The organism is Tardiphaga sp. (assembly GCF_025356345.1).
In the GTDB taxonomy this organism is placed as follows: Bacteria; Pseudomonadota; Alphaproteobacteria; order Rhizobiales; family Xanthobacteraceae; genus Tardiphaga.
Genome location: NZ_JANXTC010000041.1, coordinates 1 through 22124 on the forward strand (window position 1 = coordinate 1; position 22124 = coordinate 22124).

Sequence of the window (22124 nt, forward strand, 5' to 3'; positions counted from 1 at the left end):
GGAACCACACGACTTGGGCCGGCGCGACAGCGTGGTCGTCAGCCTCGGCTCCCGCCGCTCACGCTCGCCCGTCCTTGAACACTCCCCTAGCCCTAAGGGGGCATGTTCAAGTCGGGGCTGGCGCCCTGCGACCTTCGCTCCGGCCTGACGCTGCCGCGTCACCGCATCCCGCCCCGCGATCGCCGACGTCGCGAACGCCCCTCTCACCGCGGCGGGACGGAGAAGATTATAATCACATAAGGATTATTGTCAACAACAGGTAGGAAAATAATTCGCGGGCCGTAGGATGAGGTTGAGCCTCGTCGATCTTCCTTATCCCCTTCTGGGAAAAGGTGGCGCGGACGACAGTCCGCGTCGGATGAGGGGTTACTAGACTCGGAACATGTGGCGCCCCTCACCCGTCTCGACCGCTTCGTGGTCGATCCACCCTCTCCCACCTAGCGAAGCTTCGCTTCGCGCAGGGGAGAGGGAAGAACGAACGCGGCTGCGACGTCGCGCTACTCGCCCTGAAACACCACCGCGTCGACGACGACGCATCCGTTGCCGGCGCTGTCGAGCAATACCGGATTTAAGTCAATGCTCATCACTTTCGCCGATGCATCGCGCATCAGCTCACCGATCTTGACCACGGCGGCGCTCAGCGCGTCAAGATCCATCGGCGGCTCGCCGCGCACGCCGTCGAACAGCGGCGCGATGCGCAACTTGTTCAGCGCCTCCTTGGCATCGTCCTGCGAGAATGGCGGCAGCAGCAGCGTGGTGTCCTTGAACACCTCGACATATTTGCCGCCATCGCCAATCGCGACCACCGGGCCGAACACCGGATCGCGGTGCGCGCCAATCATGATCTCGCGGCGGCCACCAGCCATCGCGGCGACGATCACGCCATCGAAACGCGAACCGTGCTTGCGGATGATCTCTTCCATCTCGGCATAGACCTCGCCGGCTTCCTCGCGCGAGGCGACCTTCAACTTGACCAGGCCGAGCTCGGATTTGTGCGCGATATCCGCCGAACACCCCTTCACCACCACCGGGCCACCGATCGCTTCATAGGCGGCAATGGCTTCGGCGCGGGAACGGCACAGCCGATGCGGCACCACCGGAATGCCCCGTGCCGCCAGCAGCGCGAGGCTGTCGGCCTCGTTCAGCATCATGGTGGCGCCATCGGTCGGGATCAGCGGATCAGACTTGCCGCGCGTGGCGCGGCGGGCGAGCGTGCGCGCCATCAACTCGCGATGCGCCACGAACTGGTTCAGAGCGGTGACGGCTTCCACCTCGGTCGGAAAGACCGAGACGCCCTGCGCCTGGAATTCCCTGGCCACGCTGGGCTGCGTCGCGGCGACCACCAGCGGCTTGCCGGTCTGCGCTGCGAAGGCGGCGGAATCGCGTGCGAAGGCCGCCACGTCATAGCCCGGGCCAGCCACCGGAACCCCGACGATAAAGGCATCCGCCGCCGGATCCTCCGCGATCACCGGCAGAATATCGCCGAACAAATTGCTGTTCGACAGCAGCGCCGCGGTGAGATCGATCGGGTTGGTGGTGGTGGCGAAGCTCGGCAGGATGGCCTTCAGCTTCTTGTCGGTGGCAGCCGCCAGCTTCGCCATTGGCATGCCGACCGTGGTGGCGGCGTCCGCCGTCATCACGCAGACCGCACCGGAATTTGAGATCGCCACCAGCCGTCGGCCCTTCGGCTTCCAGCCCTTCAAATAGAGTTCGGTGGCTTCGACGAGGCCACGCATGTCCGGCGCGCGCCAGATGCCGTGATGCTCGAAGAACGCATCGACGACGCGATCCTCATTGGCGAGCGCGCCGGTGTGCGACTGCGCCGCCTGACGGCCGGCTTCGGAGCGGCCCGACTTCAGCGCGATGATCGGCAGATCGCGATCCAGCGCGATGGCCGCGAGTTCTTCAAGATACTTCTTCTCGGGAATGCTCTCCAGATAGAGCAGCATCAGCTTGACCTGGGTGTCCTCGGCCACCGCGATCGCCAGTTCACCGACCGTGATATCGGCGTCGTTGCCGGTGGCATGGCTGTGGCGCACGCCAATGCCGCGCGGGTTGAGGAAGCCGACCGGCACCGTCGACAGCGCGCCGCTCTGGCTGAGCATCGCGACATGGCCCTCGACGCGGTCGAATTCCATGAACATGGTGGAGAACGAAGCGATCGCGCCGGTGCCGAAATTGGCGAGACCTTGCGAATTCGGTCCGACAATGCGCATGCCGGCCTTGTGCGCGACTTCCACCATGCGGCGCTCTTTCGCCTTGCCCTCGATGGCATCGACTTCGCCGAAGCCCGACGCCATCACCACCGCGATCTTGACGCCGCGCGCGGCGCAATCCGTCACCGCGGCAATCGCATTGTCGCCGGCCACCGCGACGATCACCATCTCCGGGGCTTCCGGCAGATCGGCCAGGCTCGGATAGCACTTGTGGCCCTGGATCACGGTGCGAGTCGGGTTGATCGGATAGATCTTGCCCTTGAAGCCGAACTTTTCGAGGTAGTGAACCGGGCGACCACCGACCTTGTTGGGGTTTTCGGAGGCGCCGATGATGGCAACGGATTTCGGATCGAGGGCGGCGCGAAGACGGCTCATGAAGAAGTTCTTTCGAAATAGGGAACGAGGCGACCTGTGAAGCGCGCATAGCGCGCCCGCACCTGGTCGCCGATGACGAGATCGTGGGCACCGTGGGCCATCATGCGAAAGCCCTCGGCGGTGTCGATGAGCACGATATTGTAGGGCACGTGCTCGCGTGCCTCCGGCGTTGCCGCGCGCAGCACCAGCGAGGCCGCATAGACGGTGCCCTGCCCGCTGGCAATGCGGTCGACCGGATCCGGTGCGCCGCAGGCCGCGCAGAACGCGCGGCGAAAATACTGCGGCGACTGGCAGGACGAACAGGCCTGATAGCTGATGGCTTCGGTTCCGGTGGTCCAGTCGGCGACTGGCTTGATGGCGCTCATCGAACCCGCTCCAGAAACATGCTGACATGGGACGACAACACGCCGCCGTCGCCATGCAACAACGCTACCGAGGCGTCACGGACCTGGCGATTTTCGGCGCGGCCGGTCATTTGCAGATGCGTCTCGACCAGATGCGCCATGGCGCCGCCGACGCCGCAATGGCCGTAGCTCAACAGCCCGCCATGGGTGTTGAGCGGCATCGCGCCGTGCTGGCCGAAATGCCCGGCCCGCACTTGCGCCGCGGCCTGACCGCGGCCGGCAAGGCCGAGGTCTTCGAGCAACATCGCCAGTGTGATCGTAAAACTGTCGTAGACCGCGGCGTAGCGCACGTCGGAGATGGCGATCCCGGAGGCATGCTTGGCGCGGGCGATAGCGATCTCGGCGCCGAGCTTGGCGAGCGCCGGCGCGGCGGTGACATGCTGGTGGGTATGCGCCTGGGCCGCGCCGCGGACCCGGATGCCGATCTCGCCGGTGGGCTCGCGGCTGACCACGAAGGCCGCGCCGCCATCGGACACCGGGCAGCAATCCAGCAGCTTCAGAGGTTTCGCGATCGGCTTCGAGGCCATCACGTCGGCGACCGTGATCGCGTCATGAAACTGCGCCCCGGGATGGGTTATCGCATGCGCGCGCATCAGCACCGCGAATTCGGCGAGGTCCTCTTCCGTGACGCCGTATTCATGCATGTAGCGCGAGGCAACGAGCCCGTAATAGGCCGGGATGGTCGGGCCGAGCGGGACTTCATAGGTGGGATGGCCGACCTGCGCCAGCGCCTGGATCGAGGCGTCGCGGCTCTGCCCGCTGAGGCGATTCTCGCCGCCGACGACCAATATGTGTTTGGCGACGCCAGCATCGACCAGCGTATGCGCCAGCATCGCCATCGCCATGCCGGTGGCGCCGCCGACCTGGATGGCGTGGGCATAGGATGGCGTAATGCCGAAATGCTCGGCGAACACCGTGGCCAGCATGATGTGCGGCATGGTGGTGGAATAGCCGCAGAGAAAACCGTCGATGTCGCCGCGCGTGAGGCTGGCATCGGCCATGGCGGCCTCGGCCGCGCGGCTCATCAGATCGAGGGTGGAGGAGCCTTCGTGCTTGCCGAACGGGGTGAGACCAACGCCGGTGATGTAGCTCATACGCGATTGTCCCGCACTGTCATTCCGGGACGTGTCGGTCGTCGGCACAGCCGACGAGCGGCGCGGACCCGGAATCCCGAGCTGTTCATCAATCTGAGTTTCAGCAATCCCGGGATTCCGGGTTCGCTCGCGGCTGGCGCCGCGCGCGCCCCGGAATGACAGTTTGTTTTCATCAATACGACTTCAGTTTTAGTAAGATTTGGGCAGGCCGAGGACTTTCTCGGCGATGAACGACAAAATCAGCTCGCGGCTAACCGGCGCGATGCGCGGGATCAGCGACTCCCTGAGATAGCGCTCGACGTGATATTCCTTGGCATAGCCAAAGCCGCCATGGGTCATCACCGCCTGCTCGCAGGCGTGATAGCCGGCCTCGCCCGCCAGATATTTGGCGGCATTGGCGGCGGGGCCGCAGGGCAGGCCCTGGTCGTATTGCCAGCCGGCCGACAGCGTCATCAGCCACGCCGCTTCCAGCTCCATCCAGTTCTTGGCGAGCGGATGCTGGATCGCCTGGTTCTGGCCGATCGGGCGGTTGAAGACATTTCGCACCTTGGCGTAGTCCGCCGCGCGCTTCAGCGCGGCCTTGCCCAGGCCCACCGCTTCGGCCGCGATCAGAATGCGTTCCGGGTTCATGCCATGCAAAATATATTCGAAGCCGCGGCCCTCCTCGCCGATGCGGTCTTCGACCGGAATCTCGAAATCGGCGATGAACAGCTCGTTGGAGTCGACCGCCTTGCGGCCCATCTTCTCGATTTCGTGGACGGCGATCCGCTCACGGTCGAAGTCGGTGTAGAACAGGCTGAGGCCGTGGGTTGGATTCTTGACCTCGTCCAGCGGCGTGGTGCGCGCCAGTAGCAGGATCTTTTCGGCGACCTGCGCGGTCGAGATCCACACTTTCTGGCCGTTGACGACATATTTGTCGCCGTCATGCACCGCGCGGGTCTTCAATTGCGTGGTGTTGAGCCCGGTATTGGGCTCGGTAACGGCGAAGCAAGACTTCTCCTTACCAGCGACGATCGGCGGCAGCATGCGTTCGCACTGTTCAGGCGTGCCGAACACCACCACCGGATTGAGCCCGAACACGTTCATATGCACCGCGGAGGCGCCGGACATGCCGGCTCCGGATTCCGAGATCGTCCGCATCATGATGGCGGCTTCGGTGATACCCAGCCCGGAGCCGCCATAGGCTTCCGGAATGCAGATGCCGAGCCAGCCGGCGTCGGCCATCGCCTTGTGGAAATCGAGCGGGAAGCCGCCCTCTCGGTCCTTCTTCAGCCAGTACGCATCGTCGAAGCGCACGCAGATCTTGTCGATGGCGTCGCGGATCGACTCCTGGTTGGCGTCATAAGCGAAATTCATCGGCGATCAGACCTGTCCGAGATCGGGCGACGGCGTCCGGATAACACCGTCGGAATGAAGCTGCGCGATCTCGCCAGCGGAATAGCCGGCCTCGGCGAGAATTTCGGCACTGTGTTCACCAAGCCCCGGCCCCAATCGCGACGTTTCCACCGGGGTCGCGGACCATTTCGCCGACACCTTCATGCTGCGGATCGCGCCTTCGCTGGGATGCTGCACGACGGGGAAGAAATCCGTCGCCACCAGATGCGGATCGATCAGCATGCTTTCTAGATCGTGCATCGGCAGTGACGGCACGTCGGCATCATCGAGCAGTTTTATCCACTGCGCGGTCGTGCGGGTCTTGAAGATGTTTGACAGCTCGGCCAGCACGACATCGATGTGCTGCGTGCGCTGCGCGAAACTGGCATAGACCGGATCGGCCAGCAGATCGTCGCGCCCGACCGCGCGCAAAAAGCTCAGCCACTGCTTGTCATTATAGACCATCGCGCAGATGTAGCCGTCGGAGGTCTGGTAGGGCCGCCGGTCCGGCGACAGATGCCGGGCGTAACCGCCTCTGTCGAGCGGCGGCTCATAGGTCAGGCCGCCGAGATGGTCGCCCATCATGAAGCTGGCCATGGTCTCGAACATCGGAATGTCGACGCGCTGGCCCTGCCCGGTGCGGTCGCGATGCACCACGCTGGCAAGAATGGCGCCGACGGCGGTGATTCCGACGATGCGGTCGACCAGCGCGTTGGGCACGTAACGCGGCGTGCCGTCGCCGACCCGCGCATTGAGATAGGGCAACGCGGTGGCGCCCTGGATCAGATCGTCATAGGCCGCCTTGGCGGCATAGGGGCCGTCCTGGCCGAAGCCGAATACGCCGGCATAGACCAGCCGCGGATTGATCTGCGCCAGCACCTCATAGCCGAGATTGAGCCGCGCCATCGCTGCCGGACGGACATTGTAGACCAGCACGTCGGCGGTTTCGATCAGCCGCAACAACGCGTCACGGCCGGCGTCCTTCTTCAGGTCGAGGCAGATGCTGCGCTTGCTGCGGTTGGTATTGAGAAAGATCGGGCCCATGCCGGGATGGCGCATCGGCCCGATGGTACGGACCAGGTCGCCTTCCGGGGATTCCACCTTGATGACATCGGCGCCATAGTCGCCCAGCATCTGGGTGGCATATGGGCCCATCAGCACCGACGTCATGTCGATGATCCTGACCCCTTGCAGTGGTCCCATGGTTCGTTCGCTCCCGGGCGATTGGTGCGGTGCTACCTGCACCGTCATTATGAGTCCGTAGTAACGGCATGGCTCCCGCAAGATCAAGGCCCGCTGGCGCAAGGCGGCATGCGCGAAAACGATCACGCTGCCGGGGCGCGTCGGACGCCGTTCATTCCGCGCGCGACAACCGGCCGCGCCGCCGCGGCACAACGATGCCATGAACCAAATCAACCCTTAATAGACATACAATCAATTGCACGCTTGAGGCGATTGCGCGGCCGGTGGCCCGGCGCGCGCGGGCCGACCGCATCAATCTGTTTCGTGGGAGGAAGACATGGTCAGTGCCGCCATCAAGCCGGCGATCCGCGGGGCGCTGCGTCTTCACGAGATCGGCAACGATACACCTTACAAGATCAGCTTCGCCGCCAAGGGAAAGAGCGGCGCCAGTTTCGGCTTCATGCAAGGCGACCTCGCCGCCGCTCAGCCCTTTGTCACGGCAACCTTCCGCAATGCGATGTCCGCCGCGGGGATGACGGCGGCGGACATCGACGGCCTGCTGGCGCAATTGTCGAAGCACCAGATCAAAAACCCGCTCAGCGCCGCCGAGACCAGCCGCGTCAACCGCGCGCTGCTCAGCGCCGCCAATCTGGTCGACCGGATGGACGAGCAGATCCTCGCCCATGTCTATGATGATCTCGACCGCTGTCTCGACCGCGCCACGCAGGCGCACCGGCGGGTCGATACCAAGGCGCAAATCTACATGATGTTGTGGATCAACATGTCGGGGCCGCCGACCAAGCTGCTGGTCTGGCTCGGCGGTGGCGATCCCGAGCTGCCACGCGAGGTCGCGGCCGCGCGCGAGATCGTGACCGGCGAGGCGATGGAAGACTATCTCGCCGCGACGAATTATTACGTCAGCAACCCGCAAAATCTCAACCATCTGCATCAATGCGCGGACGCCGGCATGCGGGCCCTTGACGAGGCGACATCCCATGCCGTTCCCATTGCCCAGAGCATTGAATTCGATGCAAGCGCGGCGCCACTGGCCGTCGCCTTTTCCACCGCGGCTCATGGCCCTGCTGGCGCGGCATCCGAAGTAACGGTTTCGGCAAAATCCGACACCGGGCGCGACGTCACCGTCGCGATGCGAAAGACAGGTGCCGACAGCGGCAATCTGAGTTTGCGCGAAGCCACGGACGGCACACCCCAAAGCTTCAGCGTCACGGCGATCCGGGCGCGCGCCGACGGCACGCGGCTGGTCTGTCAGGCGCAGGTCGCATTTTTCTCCGCCATGGTGAGCTGTACGCTGCAGGCCGCTCGCACTACCGGGTCCGACACCATTGTCATCGCCGCCAGCGGACCGTTTCCGTTCACCCGAACCTACAGCGCCACCCGGCCGGATTTCGACCGCCTGAAGGGCTTTATCGCTCAAGCGGGTTTTCCGGCGCTCGACCCTCTTCCGTCACAGGCATTCGCAGCGACCGCCATGCCGGCGATAGCCGCATCCAACACGGCGAGCGATGACGATCCCTATCATCCGGCCATTGTCGCGATCGAGATCTGGAAGCTGCAGCCTTCGTCGCCAGCCTATGACGACCGCATCGCCCCGCTGGTGCGCGCGGCATCGAGCCGCATCAAGGCCGACACCAATCCGGCCGATCTCGCCAAATGGCTCGAACTACAATCCTCCGCGATGAACATTTCGGATTCCGACATTCTGAGCACCACGCTGACACTGCGCGAAGTCTCCGCGAATGCCTTCAGCCAGGCGCTGCAAAGTCTTTCCACCGCGCAGCAACTCCGGGTCCGGCTGGCGCTGTGCGAGATCGATCCGCCGGACCAGGAGGCGGTCGCGGTCACGGCAGCCGCGCTGCCGCCGACCGCGGCGGTTCAGGTACTTGGCGCCTTTACGGGCCAGAGCATCTTCACCAGCCCGCGCCATCATCCCGTCGTGCACGGCGAACTCAAACTCTTCGACAACCGCGGCGCCGCGCTCGGTACCTACACCGTCAATACCGGCGGCGGCGCCCGCAACTACAAGACCACCAATGGCCCGGTACCGCCCGGCTTTTACCGGCTGAGTCACTTTCGTCCGCGCGACACCGTTGGCATGGTGTTCAACGGCATCGGCTACTCGTTCGACCTCGATCCCATCCTGGACACGAAGATGTTCGGACGCAGCCTGTTCCGGGTCCATCCCGACGGCGGACAGGCGCAGACCAATGGCTGCCTCGGCGTGCGCGAGGATGCCGCGCATCTGATCCAGTGCCGCGACCAGCTCCGCCATCTGCTCGACCGCGGCCCCGTCACTATTTCCGTGAGCTATGAAGGTCTGTCGATCTAGGGAGGATCCGATGCTGCCACGCCGTATTGGACTGGTCGCGCGCACACCGCATATATCGTTTGCCCAGCTCGTCCGGGTCGCCGCCGCCCTCAATGTCCAGGTGATGCGGGATTTGCGACCGATCTGGAATATCAGCGGCAGCGTCATCGCGCTGGATAATGCGAATTCCATCGAACCCGGCATCTGGCCCATCTTCATCGAGGACAGTATCCCGGACAATGCGCTGGGGATTCATCTGACCGACCATCACCAGCCTTATGCCAGGGTGGCGATGGGGTCGACCTGGTCGTTGATCACCAGCCATGAATGCCTGGAAATGCTGGTCGATCCGAGTGCCAACCAGGTGGTCTCATCCACCGGCATCGGCATCTCGCAGAACGAGATCGTGGATCTGCCGGGGGCCAAATTCGAATATCTGCTCGAGGTCTGCGATCCCTCCGAACATCCGGAGAACGCCTATCCGATCGATGATATCCTGGTCGCCGACTTCTATACGCCGAACTTCTTCGACCCGGTTCGCGCCTCCGGCGTGCGCTATTCATTCACCGGCAAATTGACCAAGCCACGCCACATCCTGCCGGGCGGATATATCAGCTGGTTCAATCCCGCGCTCGGTCACATGGAGCAGTTACGATTGTTCGGCGCGCCGCGGATCGTACCGGTTGCCGGTACGCCCGCCACCGCCGGCCGCCATACGCTGCGCGGCTTCATCGATGCGCAGACAACCGCGCCGAACCAACTCTCCGACGTATCCGCGACAACTCCGATCGTGCAGAAATGCGCGGCCCGCAACGCCTGGCTGACCGAAGCGTCCGGTGTCCGCGCCCGCGAATTCGACGGCTCCTCGACGCTCACCGCGGCGGCGAGCGTCGCGGCGGCAACGCCCGCGCCCGGCGATGTGCTGCCAAGGCCGAGCAGCTTCGCCGAACGCACGGCCGAGATCGCCATCGCGCAATGGGAAAAATTCGGCAAGCAGACCTACGACCTGTCCGGCCACACCACCCATCACGGCCACAAGGAGGGCGAGGACCCCTGGTATCGCGACGTCGGCCTGTACTGGAGCGAGGGCGTGCATGACGACACGCTGAACGGCCGCGACGATGTGCCGTGGTCGGCGGCGTTCATCTCCTGGGTGATGCGCACCGCCGGCGCCGGCCCCCGCTTCCGCTACAATGCCCAGCACTCCGCCTATATTGCGCGCGCCATCCGCGATCTACGGCAGGGCCAGGCGCAGGCCGGCTACTGGTGTTATCGCCTCAATGAGCAACGTCCTGAGCCCGGCGACATCGTCTGCTGGGCGCGCCAGCACGGCATCGACTATGACCATCAGAATGGCGGCGACTACAAAGGCCATTGCGATATCGTGATCGGGGTCGGCTCCGAGATCGAAATCATCGGCGGCAATGTCGGCAACTCGGTAACAAGGCGACCGCTGGCGCTGACGCCGAACGGCACCATCCAGCCCGCGACGCAGGGCGGCGAAACCCTGTTCGGGCTGATGAAATGCCGGATCTGATCAGGCGCGCATCATGGCGCGCAGCTCCGTCTTCAGCACCTTGCCGTAATTGTTCTTCGGCAGGGCCTCGAGATAGACGTAGCGCTTCGGCCGCTTGAAACGGGCGATGGCGTCGAGGCAATGCGCATCGAGCGCGGCATCATTGGCCGCCGCCCCCTGCTCCAGCACCACACAGGCCACCACGATCTCGCCCCACTCGGGATCGGGCACGCCGATCGCCGAGACCTCGCGGACGTCAGGATGGGCCAGCAGCGCCTCCTCGACCTCACGTGGATAGATGTTGGTGCCGCCGGAAATGATGACGTCCTTGGAGCGGTCTGACAGAGTGAGGAAACCGTCTTGATCGAGGCGCCCGACATCGCCGGTGCGCAGCCAGCCATCCTTCAGCGTCTCTGCATTGGCGTTCGGATTATTCCAGTAACCGAGCATCACCGCGGGACCGCTGGCCTCGACCTCGCCGGTTTCGCCGGTCGGCAGCGATCGGCCGTCGGCGCCGGTGACACGGACCTGCATCACGCTCTGCGCCGGGCCGACCGAGGCCAGCCGCTCAAGGTAGCGCGGATGATCGCTGTCCGCATGGAATTCGCGGCGCAGCGACGTGATGGTCATCGGCGACTCGCCCTGGCCGTAGATCTGCACGAAGCGCTGGCCCATGGTGGCCATGGCGTCGCGAATATCCGCGAGATACATCGGCCCACCGCCATAGACGATGGTGCGGATTCCCTCGCCGCGCTCCTTGCGGCGCTTCGCGGCATCGACGAGGCGGCGCACCATGGTGGGCGCGGCGAACATCGAGACGTGGTCGAGCTGTCTTGCCAGCGTCAACACCTCATCGGCATCGAAGCCGCGGCTCGGCGGCACGACATGGCGCGCCGCCATCCGGACATGGATGAAATTATACAGCCCGGCGCCATGCGAGATCGGCGCGGCATAGAGGATCGCGTCCTGCTGCGACACCGCATCGACATCGGCGAGGTAGCACAGCGATGCCGCCACCAGATTGCCATGGCTCAGCATCACGCCCTTGGGGCGGCCGGTGGTACCGGACGTATAGAACAGCCAGGCAAGATCGTCGTCTTCACGCGGCGATGGTGCGGGCGTGCCACCATCGTCGCGCTGCAACGTCTGGTAGTCGGCGCTGTCGACCGACAGCATCGGCATTGAGGGCGGCAGGTCCTCCGTGACCGCGACGAGCGCCTGGCGTCCATCCTCATCGACGAAAGCCAGCGTGGCACCGGCATTGTCGCAGATCCACGCCGCCTCGCGGCCGTGCAGCTTGGCGTTGATCGGAATCACCACCGCGCCGATCCACCACACCGCATAGAGACATTCGAGATATTGCGTGCAGTTGGTCATGAACAGCGCGACGCGGTCGCCGGGGCGGATACCGAAATCGCGCCGCAGCCCCGCGCCGATCGCGGCTGCGCGACGCGCGAAGGTGGCATAATCTGCTTGCACGGCGGTGCCGCGCAACAACGCCGGCGCATCGGGATGCAGCCGCGCCGACGCCGCCAGCCACTGCGCCACATTCATCGCGATTACTTCGCCGGCTCCAGCACCGAGACGTAATTGGCGACCGCCGCGCCGCCCATGTTGAAGATGCCGGCCAGTTTGGCATTCTTGATCTGCATTCCCTCCGGCGCCTGCCCAAGCAGCTGCATGGCGCTCAGCACGTGCATCGAGACGCCGGTGGCGCCGATCGGATGGCCCTTGGCCTTGAGGCCGCCGGACGGATTGACCGGCAGCCTGCCATCCTTCTGGGTCCAGCCTTCCTTGATGGCGCGGGCGCCCTGCCCGCGCGGCGTCAGCCCCATCGCCTCATACTCGATCAATTCGGCGACGGTGAAGCAGTCATGGGTCTCGACAAAGGACAGGTCCTCGAGCGTAACGCCGGCGGCTTCCAGCGCGCGCTGCCAGGCCACGGTGCAGCCCTCAAACAACAGGATGTCGCGCTTCGACATCGGCAGAAAATCCTGCGCATGCGCGGTGGACTTGATGGTGACCGCCTTGCCCATCGCCTTGGCGGTTTCGGAATCGGTCAGCACCAGCGCCGCGGCGCCGTCCGACACCAGCGAGCAATCGGACCGCTTCAACGGCCCCGCCACGAACGGGTTCTTGTCGCTCTCGGAGCGGCAGAACTCGAAACCGAAATCCTTGCGCATATGCGCATAGGGATTGTGCATGCCATTGGCGTGGTTCTTGGCGGCGATCATCGCCAGCGCATCGGACTGGTCGCCATATTTCTGGAAATATTTCTGCGCGATGCCGCCGAACACGCCGGCAAATCCCGCGGGCGTGTCGCCATCTTCCGGCAGATAGGACGCGCGCAACAGGTTTTTGCCGACCTCCGGACCTGGCGTGCGCGTCATCTGTTCGACGCCCACGACCAGCACGATCTTCGCGGTCCCGGCCGCGATCGACTTGACGCCGGCCTGCACGGCGGCGGAGCCGGTGGCGCAGGCATTCTCGACGCGGGTCGCGGGCTTGAAGCGCAGCGCCGGATCGGCCTGCAGCACCAGCGAGGCCGTAAAATCCTGTGGCGAAAAGCCGGCGTTGAAATGCCCCAGCACGATTTCATCGACATCGGCCGCGGAAATGCCGGCATCAGCCATCGCCTCGGTCGCCACCCGCACCACGAGGCTCTCGACGGTCTCGTTTTCGAGCTTTCCGAACGGCGTATGCGCCCATCCAACGATGCTGGCAGTCATGGTGTTTCTCCCGTGTGCGATTGTTGGACTCAATATAGGCGCACGGGACAGCAGATCAAATCGTCATTGCGAGGAGCCCTTGCGACGAAGCAATCCAGCCCTGCGTTTGGCGGCCCTCTGGATTGCCGCGTCGCTTCGCTCCTCGCAATGACGGGGATAGGTCAGTGCACGAACGTCCCGCCCAGTTCATCCTCGATGTGAAACCGGATGATGTCGTCGAACGTCTTCTCCGCCGTGGTGAAGCCGAGACTGAGCGCGCGCTCGGTGACGAAATCGCGTGGCCAGCCGGACACGATGCCGGTGATCACCGGATCGGTCTTCCTGACGATCCGCGCCACCACGCTCTTTCCGGCGACGCGCTCCAGCGCGGCGATCTGTTCGCCGACAGTGACCGACAGGCCGGGCATGCTGAGATTGCGACGCGCGCCCATCGCGGCAAGGTCCATGGTGGCGGCGTGGACCAGGAAGCCGACCGCCGAGCGCGGCGAGGCATGCCAGTGGCGGACATCCTCGCCCACCGGCAGGATCGCTTCATGGCCGGCGAGCGGCTCGCGAATGATGTTCGAGAAGAAGCCGGACGCCGCCTTGTTCGGCGTCCCCGGACGGACGCAGATGGTCGGCAGCCGGATGCCGATGCCGTCGAGAAAGCCCTTGCGGGTGTAGTCGGCGATCAGCATTTCGCAGATCGACTTCTGCGTGCCGTAGGAGGTCAGCGGCGTGTGGAAGAACTCGTCGCCGATCTGCGCCGGGAACGGCGCACCAAACACCGCGATCGAGGAGGTAAATACCAGCCGCGGTCTGTAGCCGCCGCCGATGGCGCGGATGGCATCGATCAGGAAACGGGTGCCGTCGAGATTGATACGATAACCCTTTTCAAACTCGGCCTCGGCCTCGCCGGAGACGATCGCGGCGAGGTGGAAGATCACGTCAGGGCGGTGCAACAGCAGCGGCGCCGCGGTGGCAGGGTCAGCGAAGTCGGAGGTAACGATGCTGATCGGCAGCGCGGCACCGGCCGGTTTCGCCGGCGCGACCACATCCTGCAGCGTCATGCGGGTGATCTCCCTGCCGCCGAGGCGGCCGTCGCGCAACAATTTTTCGGTCAGCTTGCGGCCGACCATGCCGGCGGCGCCGAGGATGAGGATGTGCAAGGGAAGTTCTCCTTGTTGTTGTTATTTTGGGTTGAGCGTCGTCGCCGCAACCGTCATTGCGAGGAGCCGTTGCGACGAAGCAATCCAGTCTCCGCTTGCGGCTCTGTGGATTGCCGCGTCGCTGCGCTCCTCGCAATGACGTGGAGGGGCCGGTCACCGCATTGGCAGTACCGGCGCAGCGTTGCTATTCCTTCACCGCCCCGGTCATCGCCGAGACATAGTGCTCGACAAAGAACGCGTACAGGATCACCAGCGGCAACGAGCCGACCAGCGCGCCGGCCATCAGCGAGCCCCATTTGTAGATGTCGCCATCGACGAATTCGTTGACGATCGCCACCGGCACGGTCTTGTTCTGGGTCGATTGCAGGAAGGTGAGCGCGTAGATGAACTCGTTCCAGCACAGCGTGAACGAGAAGATGAAGGCCGAGATCAGCCCCGGCACGGCCAGCGGCACGACAATCTTGACCAGGATCTGCCAGCGCGAGGCACCGTCGATCAGGGCGCATTCCTCGAGCTCGAACGGGATAGTCTTGAAATATCCCATCAACAGCCAGGTCGAGAACGGGATCAGCAGCGTCGGGTAGACCAGGATCAACGCGATCGGCGAGTCGAACAGGCCATAGGCCTGGATCACGCTCGCCAGCGGGATGAACAGGATCGACGGCGGCACCAGATAGGCCATGAAGATGGTCGCGCCGACCACTTCCGCGCCGCGAAAGCGCAGCCGCACGATCGCATAGGCGGCGAGCACCGAGGCGAAGATCGACAGCGTGGTCGCGGCGGCGGCGACATACATCGTGTTCCACAGCCAGCGCGGATAGTTGGTCTCGAACAACAGCTTGCTGATGTGCTTCAGGGTCGGCTTGATCACCCAGAACGGGTTGTACGTCTCCATGTCGATCAGCTGCTCGTCCGGCTTGATCGAGGTCAGCGCCATCCAGTAAAACGGAAACAGCAGGATGACGACGATGATGAACAGCGGGATGTACAGCGTGACGACGCGGCGCGGCAGCGACTCCAGATAGGTCATGCCCTCGCTGTGGTCGTCTTTTTGCACGGTCGCAGCAGCAACAACGCGACGAAGGTCGGCGGTTGAATCAGTCATTGTCAGTGCCTTGCTGCCATTTACGGCGTTGCATGCCGAACCAGGAGATCGCGATCGCCGCCATCAGGAACGGGATCATCGCGGTGGCGATCGCCGCGCCTTCGCCGAGCCGGCCGGACAGAATGCCGCGCTGATAGCTCAGCGTCGCCATCAGATGGGTGGCGTTGACGGGACCGCCGCGGGTCAGCGCCCAGATCAGCTGGAAGTCGGTGAAGGTGAACAGCACCGAGAACGTCATCACCACGGCGATGATCGGCGTCAACAGCGGATAGGTGATGAAGCGGAAGCGCTGCCACGAGGTGGCACCGTCCAGCGTCGCGGCCTCGTAGAGCGACGGCGACACGGTCTGCAGTCCAGCCAGCAGCGTGATCGCCACGAACGGCACGCCGCGCCAGATATTGGCGAAGATCACGCTGCCGCGCGCCATGTTGGAATCGCCGAGGAAATTGATGTTGTGGTCGATCCATCCCATCTTGATCAGCGACCACGAGATGATCGAGAATTGTGAATCATAGATCCACCAGAACGCGATCGCCGACAGCACGGTGGGCACGATGAAGGGGATCAGCACCGCGGCGCGGATCAGCGCCTTGAACGGCATGTGTCGGTTCAGCAGCAGCGCGAGGTAAAGTCCGACCACGAATTTGATGGCCGAGGCGACGACCGTGTAGAGCAGCGTGTTAAATACCGAAAGCCAGAAAATCGAATCCTCCCACAGCCATTCGTAATTCTCCAGGCCAACAAAATTGCCGCCGCCACGACCGATACGGTCGTCGGTGAAACTCATCCAGACGCCGAGAAACAGCGGATAGGCCAGGAACAGGATCAGGAACGCCGCCGCCGGCATCATGAACCACATGGCCAGCCAGCCGCGATTCGTGCGCAGCCGGTCCCAGGCGGAAGATTTGCCGAAATGCCTTGTCGGCGTCGGCAACGATGTCGGGAGGGTGGTCATTCCATTGCAGCTCCGGTTACAATCTCAATTGCTCACGTCCGTCATAGCGAGGTCAGGGAAAGCCAATTGGCTTTCCCCTTAGCCGTTGCGACGAAGCAATCCAGTCTTCGCTTTTGGCTTCTGGATTGCCGCGTCGCCTCGCTCCTCGCAATGATGGAGAAGAGGCCGGCGCGAAACAGTCGCGCCGGCCCTCGTGATCACATCATTACGCGCGGAAGATGCGCTTGGCCGCGCGTTCCGCCGAGGCCATCGCGGTCTTCACGTCTTCACGGCCAGTGCAGTAGTTGGCGTACATGTCGACCACCACGAAATCGGCGATCGCCGCCGCCGCGTTCTCGCTCATCTGCGCCTCGCCCGCCGGAGTCGATGCCGTGGTCGCGACATCGCGGTACGGGGTATTTTTCGGATCGGCGGTCCAGATCGGGTTCTTCTCATAGGCCTTGAGGAACGGAGACAGATAGCCCTGCGCCGACTCGACCCACGGGTTGAACTGCTCCGGCTCCATCAGGAAGGCGGTGAACGCCTTGCAGGCCTGCGGGAATTTGGTGAAGGAAAAGATCAGGATCGGGAAGCCGAGATGCAGTTCGCGGCGCTTGCCGTCGAGACCCTTGGGCAGATGGGCGTGGTTCATGTCCTCGGCGATCGCCGGCGCTTCCTTCTTCGCCGTCACATAGACCGAGATGCCGTTGGTGGTGAGGTGCAACTGGCCGGCGAGGAAAGCCTTGTTGTTCGACGAATCGTTCCAGGACGCGGTGCCCGGGATAAAATTGTCGTACAGCGACTTGACGTATTCCAGCGACTTCGCGGTTTCCGGCGAGTTGATGGTGACCTTGTTGTCCTTGTCGATCAGCTTGCCGCCATGGGCCCACAGCGCCCAGTGCACCCAGCCATTGGCGTCTCCCGAAGCATGGCCAAGCGCCATGCCGCCGGGTGTGCCGTTCTTGTTCATGCCCTTGAACAGGTCCTGAAGGCCGGCGAGGTCCTCCGGGAAGGTCTTGTGGCCGGCCTTTTCAGCGGCGGCGACGCGGTAGTTGACCAGCCCACCGGTGGCAGCGACGGGTACGCCGATCCACTTGCCATTATACTTGCCGTATTGTTCGCCGGAACTGGCCCAGCCGCCATTCTTCTTGCCGAGATATTCGGCGACGTCGGTGACGTCCATGCACTTCGACGGAAACAGGAACGGCAGCGAGTACAGGCCCCACACCATATCGAGTCCCTGCCCGGTATTGGCCGCGACCGAGGCCTTGGGCTGGATATCGTCATAGGATTCGTTGGACACCGTGATGGTCACGCCGGTGGCTTTCTGGAAGGCGTCGACGATCTTCATGAAGGCGACGTCTTCAGCTTCGACAAAACGCTTCCAACGCAGCAGGTTGATCTTGGCGCCCGGCTCCGGTTTCCACTGCGAGGTCTGCGCCCAGGCCTTGGCGTAACCCAGCAGCTGGTCGGCGGACATGGTCGCCGCGGCAGCCAGCGTGATCGCGCCGCCCTTGAGCAGAGATCGGCGATCCGGTGTAAATCCAGTCATCTGTCTAGTCTCCCTGTTTATTGGCTCGTTGATCGACCAATGTTTTGAATGAATTTGTCATTCCGGGGCGCGAGCAGCTCGCTGCGAGCGAACCCGGAATCTCGAAATGTTCAGCGCAAAACATCTCGGGATTCCCCGCCACTCCAATTGGAGTGGCTGAGGTCCGCATCAGCCGGCTTCGCCGTCTGCTCCATCCCGGAATGACATGCCTAGATCCGCTTTCCCGTATCCTTGTCGAACAGATGCGCCGAGGCGGCGCGCGGCCGCAGGTGGATCTTGTCCCCAGGCTCGACATGGCGGCGATCGCGGAAGATCGCGATGATGTCCTGGGTGCCGATCCGTGCCACGATCTGGGTTTCCGACCCGGTCGGCTCAACCACCACGATTTCGGCCTCAATGCCGTCATCGGCGAATTCGAGATGCTCCGGGCGGATGCCATAGGTCACCATCTTGCCATTGGCCGAAGCCGGCGCCGACGCTACCGGCAGGCGCGCCCCGCTGGCGGTCTCGACCCACGGTTCGCCGCCATTCACCTTCAGCGTGCCCTCGAGGAAATTCATCGCAGGCGAGCCAATGAAACCGGCCACGAACTTGTTGTCGGGGCGATCATAGAGCTCGAGCGGCGCGCCCATCTGCTCGACGATGCCGTCCTGCATCACCACGATCTTGTCGGCCATGGTCATGGCCTCGATCTGGTCATGGGTGACATAGACGGTGGTGGTCTTGAGCCGCTGGTGCAATTCCTTGATCTCGGCGCGCATCGCCACGCGCAATTTAGCATCGAGATTGGACAGCGGCTCGTCGAACAGGAACACTTGGGGATCACGGACAATGGCGCGGCCCATGGCGACGCGCTGGCGCTGGCCGCCGGAGAGCTGTCGCGGGTAGCGCTCGAGCAACGGGCGCAGATCGAGAATGTCCGCCGCGCGGTTGACCTTGCTATCGATCTCGCTCTTGTCCGCGCCGCGCAGCTTGAGCGAGAAGCCCATATTCTGCGCCACGGTCATGTGCGGGTACAGCGCGTAATTCTGGAACACCATGGCGATGTCGCGCTCTTTGGGCTGGACATCGTTGACGACGCGGTCGCCGATCGAAATGGTTCCGGAGGTGATCTTTTCCAGCCCGGCGAGCATGCGCAGCAGAGTGGATTTTCCGCAGCCCGAGGGGCCGACCAGCACGACAAAGGCGCCATCCTCGATCGGGACGGATACGCCGTGAAGCACCTCAAAGCCACCAAACGACTTACGTACGTCGTGTATCTGCACTGACGCCATGCAATTCCCCTCCTAGAAGTCAAACGTCCTCCGGCTGATGCCGCAGCGTCTGTTGATCGACGTCTTAGCAGAATATTTTTAGATTGTCGTTGGATCATAGTCGTAGGGATGGCGGCCCCGCGCCACGTTGCGAAGCGCGCGCCAGCGTGCAACCATCGGCGACCAACCGGAAATTTTATGACGCACCGATCAAGTGTGCGCTGCGGGAGAAACGATGAATAAGCCCCTCAATGGAATCGTCCGGCGAAAACTCCGCTCCAGCGAGTGGTTCAACGATCCGCACAATCCAGCGATGACCGCACTCTATCTTGAGCGCTACTTGAATTACGGGCTGACCCGCCACGAATTACAGTCCGGCAAGCCGATCATCGGCATCGCCCAGACCGGCAACGACCTGTCGCCGTGCAACCGCCACCACCTCGAACTAGCCAAGCGGGTCCGCGAGGGAATCACCGCCGCCGGCGGGCTGGCGATGGAATTTCCGGTGCACCCGATCCAGGAGACCGGCAAGCGACCGACCGCGGCGCTGGACCGCAACCTGGCCTATCTCGGCCTGGTCGAGATCCTGTTCGGCTATCCGCTCGACGGCGTGGTGCTGACCACCGGCTGCGACAAGACGACGCCAGCCTGCCTGATGGCCGCGGCGACCGTGAACCTGCCGGCGATCGTGCTGTCCGGCGGACCGATGCTGAACGGCTGGCACGACGGCGAACGCACCGGCTCAGGCACCGTGGTGTGGAAGTCCCGCGAGCGACTGGCCGCCGGCGAGATCGACTATGAGGAGTTCATGAATCTGGTGGCGTCGTCGGCGCCCTCGGTCGGCCATTGCAACACCATGGGCACCGCCTCGACGATGAATTCGCTGGCCGAAGCGCTGGGCATGTCGCTGCCCGGCTGCGCCGCCATTCCGGCCCCCTACCGCGAACGTGGCCAGATCGCCTACGAGACCGGCAGCCGCATCGTCGAGATGGTGTGGGAAGACCTCAAGCCGTCGGACATCCTGACCCGCGAGGCATTCGAGAACTGCATCGTCGTCAATTCGGCGATCGGCGGCTCGACCAATGCGCCGATCCATATCAACGCGCTGGCACGGCACATCGGCGTCGAGCTGTCGATCGACGACTGGCAGAGCGTGGGACACGCGATCCCGCTGCTGGTCAACATGCAACCGGCCGGCTTCTATCTCGGCGAGGAGTATCACCGCGCCGGTGGCGTGCCGTCGGTGGTGCGCGAATTGATGGCGCACAACAAGATTCACGAGGGCGCCCTGACCGTCAACGGCCAAAGCATGGGCGAGAATTGCGCCAAGGCGCCCACGCCCGACAATGACGTGATCTGGTCCTACGACAAGCCGCTGGTGAAGGACGCTGGCTTCCTGGTGCTGCGCGGCAACCTGTTCGATTCAGCCATCATGAAGACCTCGGTGATCTCGAAGGAGTTCTTCAACCGCTATCTGGCCAATCCGAAGGACCCCAACGCCTTCGAAGGCCGCGCCATCGTATTCGAGGGGCCGGAGGACTATCACCACCGCATTGATGACGAGTCGCTGAACATTGACGAACACTGCATCCTGTTCGTGCGCGGCACCGGGCCGATCGGCTATCCCGGCGGCGCCGAAGTCGTCAACATGCAGCCGCCGGCGGCCCTGATCAAGCGCGGTATCCTCGCGCTGCCCTGCATCGGCGACGGCCGGCAGTCCGGCACCTCGGGCTCGCCGTCGATTCTGAACGCGACGCCGGAAGCCGCCGCCGATGGCGGGCTGGCGATCCTCAAGACCGGCGACCAGGTGCGCATCGACCTCAACAAGGGCAGTGCCAATATCCTGATCTCCGACGACGAATTGAAGCAGCGCCGCGCCGATCTGAAAGCCGCCGGTGGCTTCAAATACCCGGCGCACCAGACACCATGGCAGGAACTGTACCGCTCGACGGTCGGCCAGCACGCCACCGGCGCCTGCCTCGAACTCGCCACCCGCTACCACGACATCGCCGGCAAGGTCGGCACGGCGCGGCATAATCACTGACCTTTCAGCCGTCATTGCGAGGAGCGAAACGACGCGGCAATCCAGCAGCCAAAAGCGAAGACTGGATTGCTTCGTCGCAAGGGCTAAGGGGAAAGCCAATTGGCTTTCCCTGACCTCGCAATGACGCCGCCAAGCGGCGTTTGCACAGATAGAAATCCCGGGGAGAATAACCATGTCTGATCGATTGAAAGGCAAGCGCGCCTTTGTCACCGCCGGCGCCGCCGGCATCGGCCGCGCCTGCGCGCTGGCGTTTGCGCGCGAGGGCGCCACCGTGTTCGCGACCGACCTCAACGAGGCCGGCGTGTCCGAGCTCAGCCATGACGGCATCGAAGTGGCAAAACTCGACGTCCGTGACAGCGCCGCGGTGGCGGCGATGGCCCAGCGGGTCGGCAAGGTCGACATCCTGCTCAACGCCGCTGGCTTCGTGCATCACGGCACGGTGCTGGAATGTTCGGATGACGAGTGGGACTTCTCGTTCGATATCAACGTCAAGTCGATGCACCGGACCATCCGGTCGTTCCTGCCCGGCATGCTCGAAGCCGGCCACGGCTCGATCGTCAACATCGCCTCGGCCGCCGGCGTGTTCAAGGCGGCACCGAACCGCTATGTCTACGGCGCCACGAAAGCCGCAGTGGCCGCCCTCACCCGTGCCGTCGCCGCCGATTTCATCACCAAGGGCATCCGCTGCAACTGCATCTGCCCCGGCACCATCGAGACGCCCTCGATGCTCGACCGCGCCGCCGCCGCCGGCCCCAACGGCCGCGAGCTGTTCGTCTCCCGGCAACCGATGGGACGGCTCGGCACCGCCGACGAAATCGCCTCGCTCGCGGTCTATCTCGCCAGCGACGAAAGCGCGTTCACCACCGGTGTCG

Annotated in this window: 16 protein-coding genes; 4 read left to right on the forward strand and 12 right to left on the reverse strand. The window is 63.8% G+C overall.

Going from position 1 to position 22124, the window contains the following annotated elements; translation table 11 throughout:
• Positions 1-497: 497 nt before the first annotated feature.
• From Q0S16_RS02130 to Q0S16_RS02150, 5 genes are all read right to left on the reverse strand, one after another.
• Positions 498-2591, reverse strand: coding sequence for an acetate--CoA ligase family protein (locus tag Q0S16_RS02130; RefSeq protein WP_295844504.1), 2094 nt, complete (start codon positions 2589-2591; stop codon positions 498-500).
• Positions 2588-2956: an OB-fold domain-containing protein gene (locus Q0S16_RS02135; protein ID WP_295844505.1), complete on the reverse strand. Its 369-nt coding sequence runs from the start codon at positions 2954-2956 to the stop codon at positions 2588-2590. The genes Q0S16_RS02130 and Q0S16_RS02135 overlap by 4 nt, the downstream gene beginning before the upstream one ends.
• Positions 2953-4089, reverse strand: coding sequence for a thiolase family protein (locus Q0S16_RS02140; RefSeq protein WP_295844506.1), 1137 nt, complete (start codon positions 4087-4089; stop codon positions 2953-2955). The genes Q0S16_RS02135 and Q0S16_RS02140 overlap by 4 nt, the downstream gene beginning before the upstream one ends.
• 189 nt (positions 4090-4278) lie before the next feature.
• Positions 4279-5445, reverse strand: a complete 1167-nt coding sequence (locus Q0S16_RS02145; protein WP_295844508.1) for an acyl-CoA dehydrogenase family protein — start codon at positions 5443-5445, stop codon at positions 4279-4281.
• A gap of 6 nt (positions 5446-5451) precedes the next feature.
• Complete coding sequence (locus tag Q0S16_RS02150; RefSeq protein WP_295844511.1) at positions 5452-6666, reverse strand: CoA transferase; 1215 nt, start codon at positions 6664-6666, stop codon at positions 5452-5454.
• Positions 6667-6982: 316 nt separating this feature from the next.
• Here Q0S16_RS02150 and Q0S16_RS02155 point away from each other — a divergent pair, with 316 nt between their 5' ends.
• Positions 6983-8992, forward strand: coding sequence for a hypothetical protein (locus Q0S16_RS02155; RefSeq protein ID WP_295844514.1), 2010 nt, complete (start codon positions 6983-6985; stop codon positions 8990-8992).
• 10 nt (positions 8993-9002) lie between these two features.
• On the forward strand, positions 9003-10508 hold the full coding sequence (locus tag Q0S16_RS02160; protein ID WP_295844517.1) for a DUF2272 domain-containing protein: 1506 nt from the start codon (positions 9003-9005) through the stop codon (positions 10506-10508).
• On the opposite strand, the gene Q0S16_RS02165 is transcribed toward Q0S16_RS02160, so the two are convergent.
• The 7 genes from Q0S16_RS02165 to ugpC form a co-directional block, all read right to left on the reverse strand.
• Positions 10509-12041 (reverse strand): AMP-binding protein, encoded by a 1533-nt coding sequence (locus Q0S16_RS02165; RefSeq protein WP_295844519.1) that lies wholly within the window; start codon positions 12039-12041, stop codon positions 10509-10511.
• Positions 12042-12046: 5 nt separating this feature from the next.
• Positions 12047-13216 (reverse strand): acetyl-CoA acetyltransferase, encoded by a 1170-nt coding sequence (locus Q0S16_RS02170; protein ID WP_295844521.1) that lies wholly within the window; start codon positions 13214-13216, stop codon positions 12047-12049.
• Between the two features lie 161 nt (positions 13217-13377).
• Positions 13378-14364, reverse strand: coding sequence for a D-erythronate dehydrogenase (denD, locus tag Q0S16_RS02175; RefSeq protein ID WP_295844523.1), 987 nt, complete (start codon positions 14362-14364; stop codon positions 13378-13380).
• Positions 14365-14548: 184 nt separating this feature from the next.
• Positions 14549-15469, reverse strand: coding sequence for a carbohydrate ABC transporter permease (locus Q0S16_RS02180; protein WP_295844525.1), 921 nt, complete (start codon positions 15467-15469; stop codon positions 14549-14551).
• Positions 15462-16424 carry a sugar ABC transporter permease gene (locus tag Q0S16_RS02185; protein WP_295844528.1) on the reverse strand — a complete coding sequence of 321 codons (963 nt, stop codon included), beginning with the start codon at positions 16422-16424 and terminating at the stop codon, positions 15462-15464. The genes Q0S16_RS02180 and Q0S16_RS02185 overlap by 8 nt, the downstream gene beginning before the upstream one ends.
• Before the next feature lie 205 nt (positions 16425-16629).
• Positions 16630-17955, reverse strand: coding sequence for an ABC transporter substrate-binding protein (locus tag Q0S16_RS02190; protein WP_295844530.1), 1326 nt, complete (start codon positions 17953-17955; stop codon positions 16630-16632).
• Between the two features lie 209 nt (positions 17956-18164).
• On the reverse strand, positions 18165-19229 hold the full coding sequence (gene ugpC, locus Q0S16_RS02195; protein WP_295844531.1) for a sn-glycerol-3-phosphate ABC transporter ATP-binding protein UgpC: 1065 nt from the start codon (positions 19227-19229) through the stop codon (positions 18165-18167).
• Between the two features lie 214 nt (positions 19230-19443).
• Here ugpC and Q0S16_RS02200 point away from each other — a divergent pair, with 214 nt between their 5' ends.
• Together Q0S16_RS02200 and Q0S16_RS02205 are read left to right on the forward strand one after the other, a co-directional pair.
• Positions 19444-21252 (forward strand): IlvD/Edd family dehydratase, encoded by a 1809-nt coding sequence (locus tag Q0S16_RS02200; protein WP_295844534.1) that lies wholly within the window; start codon positions 19444-19446, stop codon positions 21250-21252.
• Between the two features lie 172 nt (positions 21253-21424).
• Positions 21425-22124 (forward strand): SDR family oxidoreductase (locus Q0S16_RS02205; protein ID WP_295844538.1); only part of this gene is annotated, 700 nt, incomplete at its 3' end.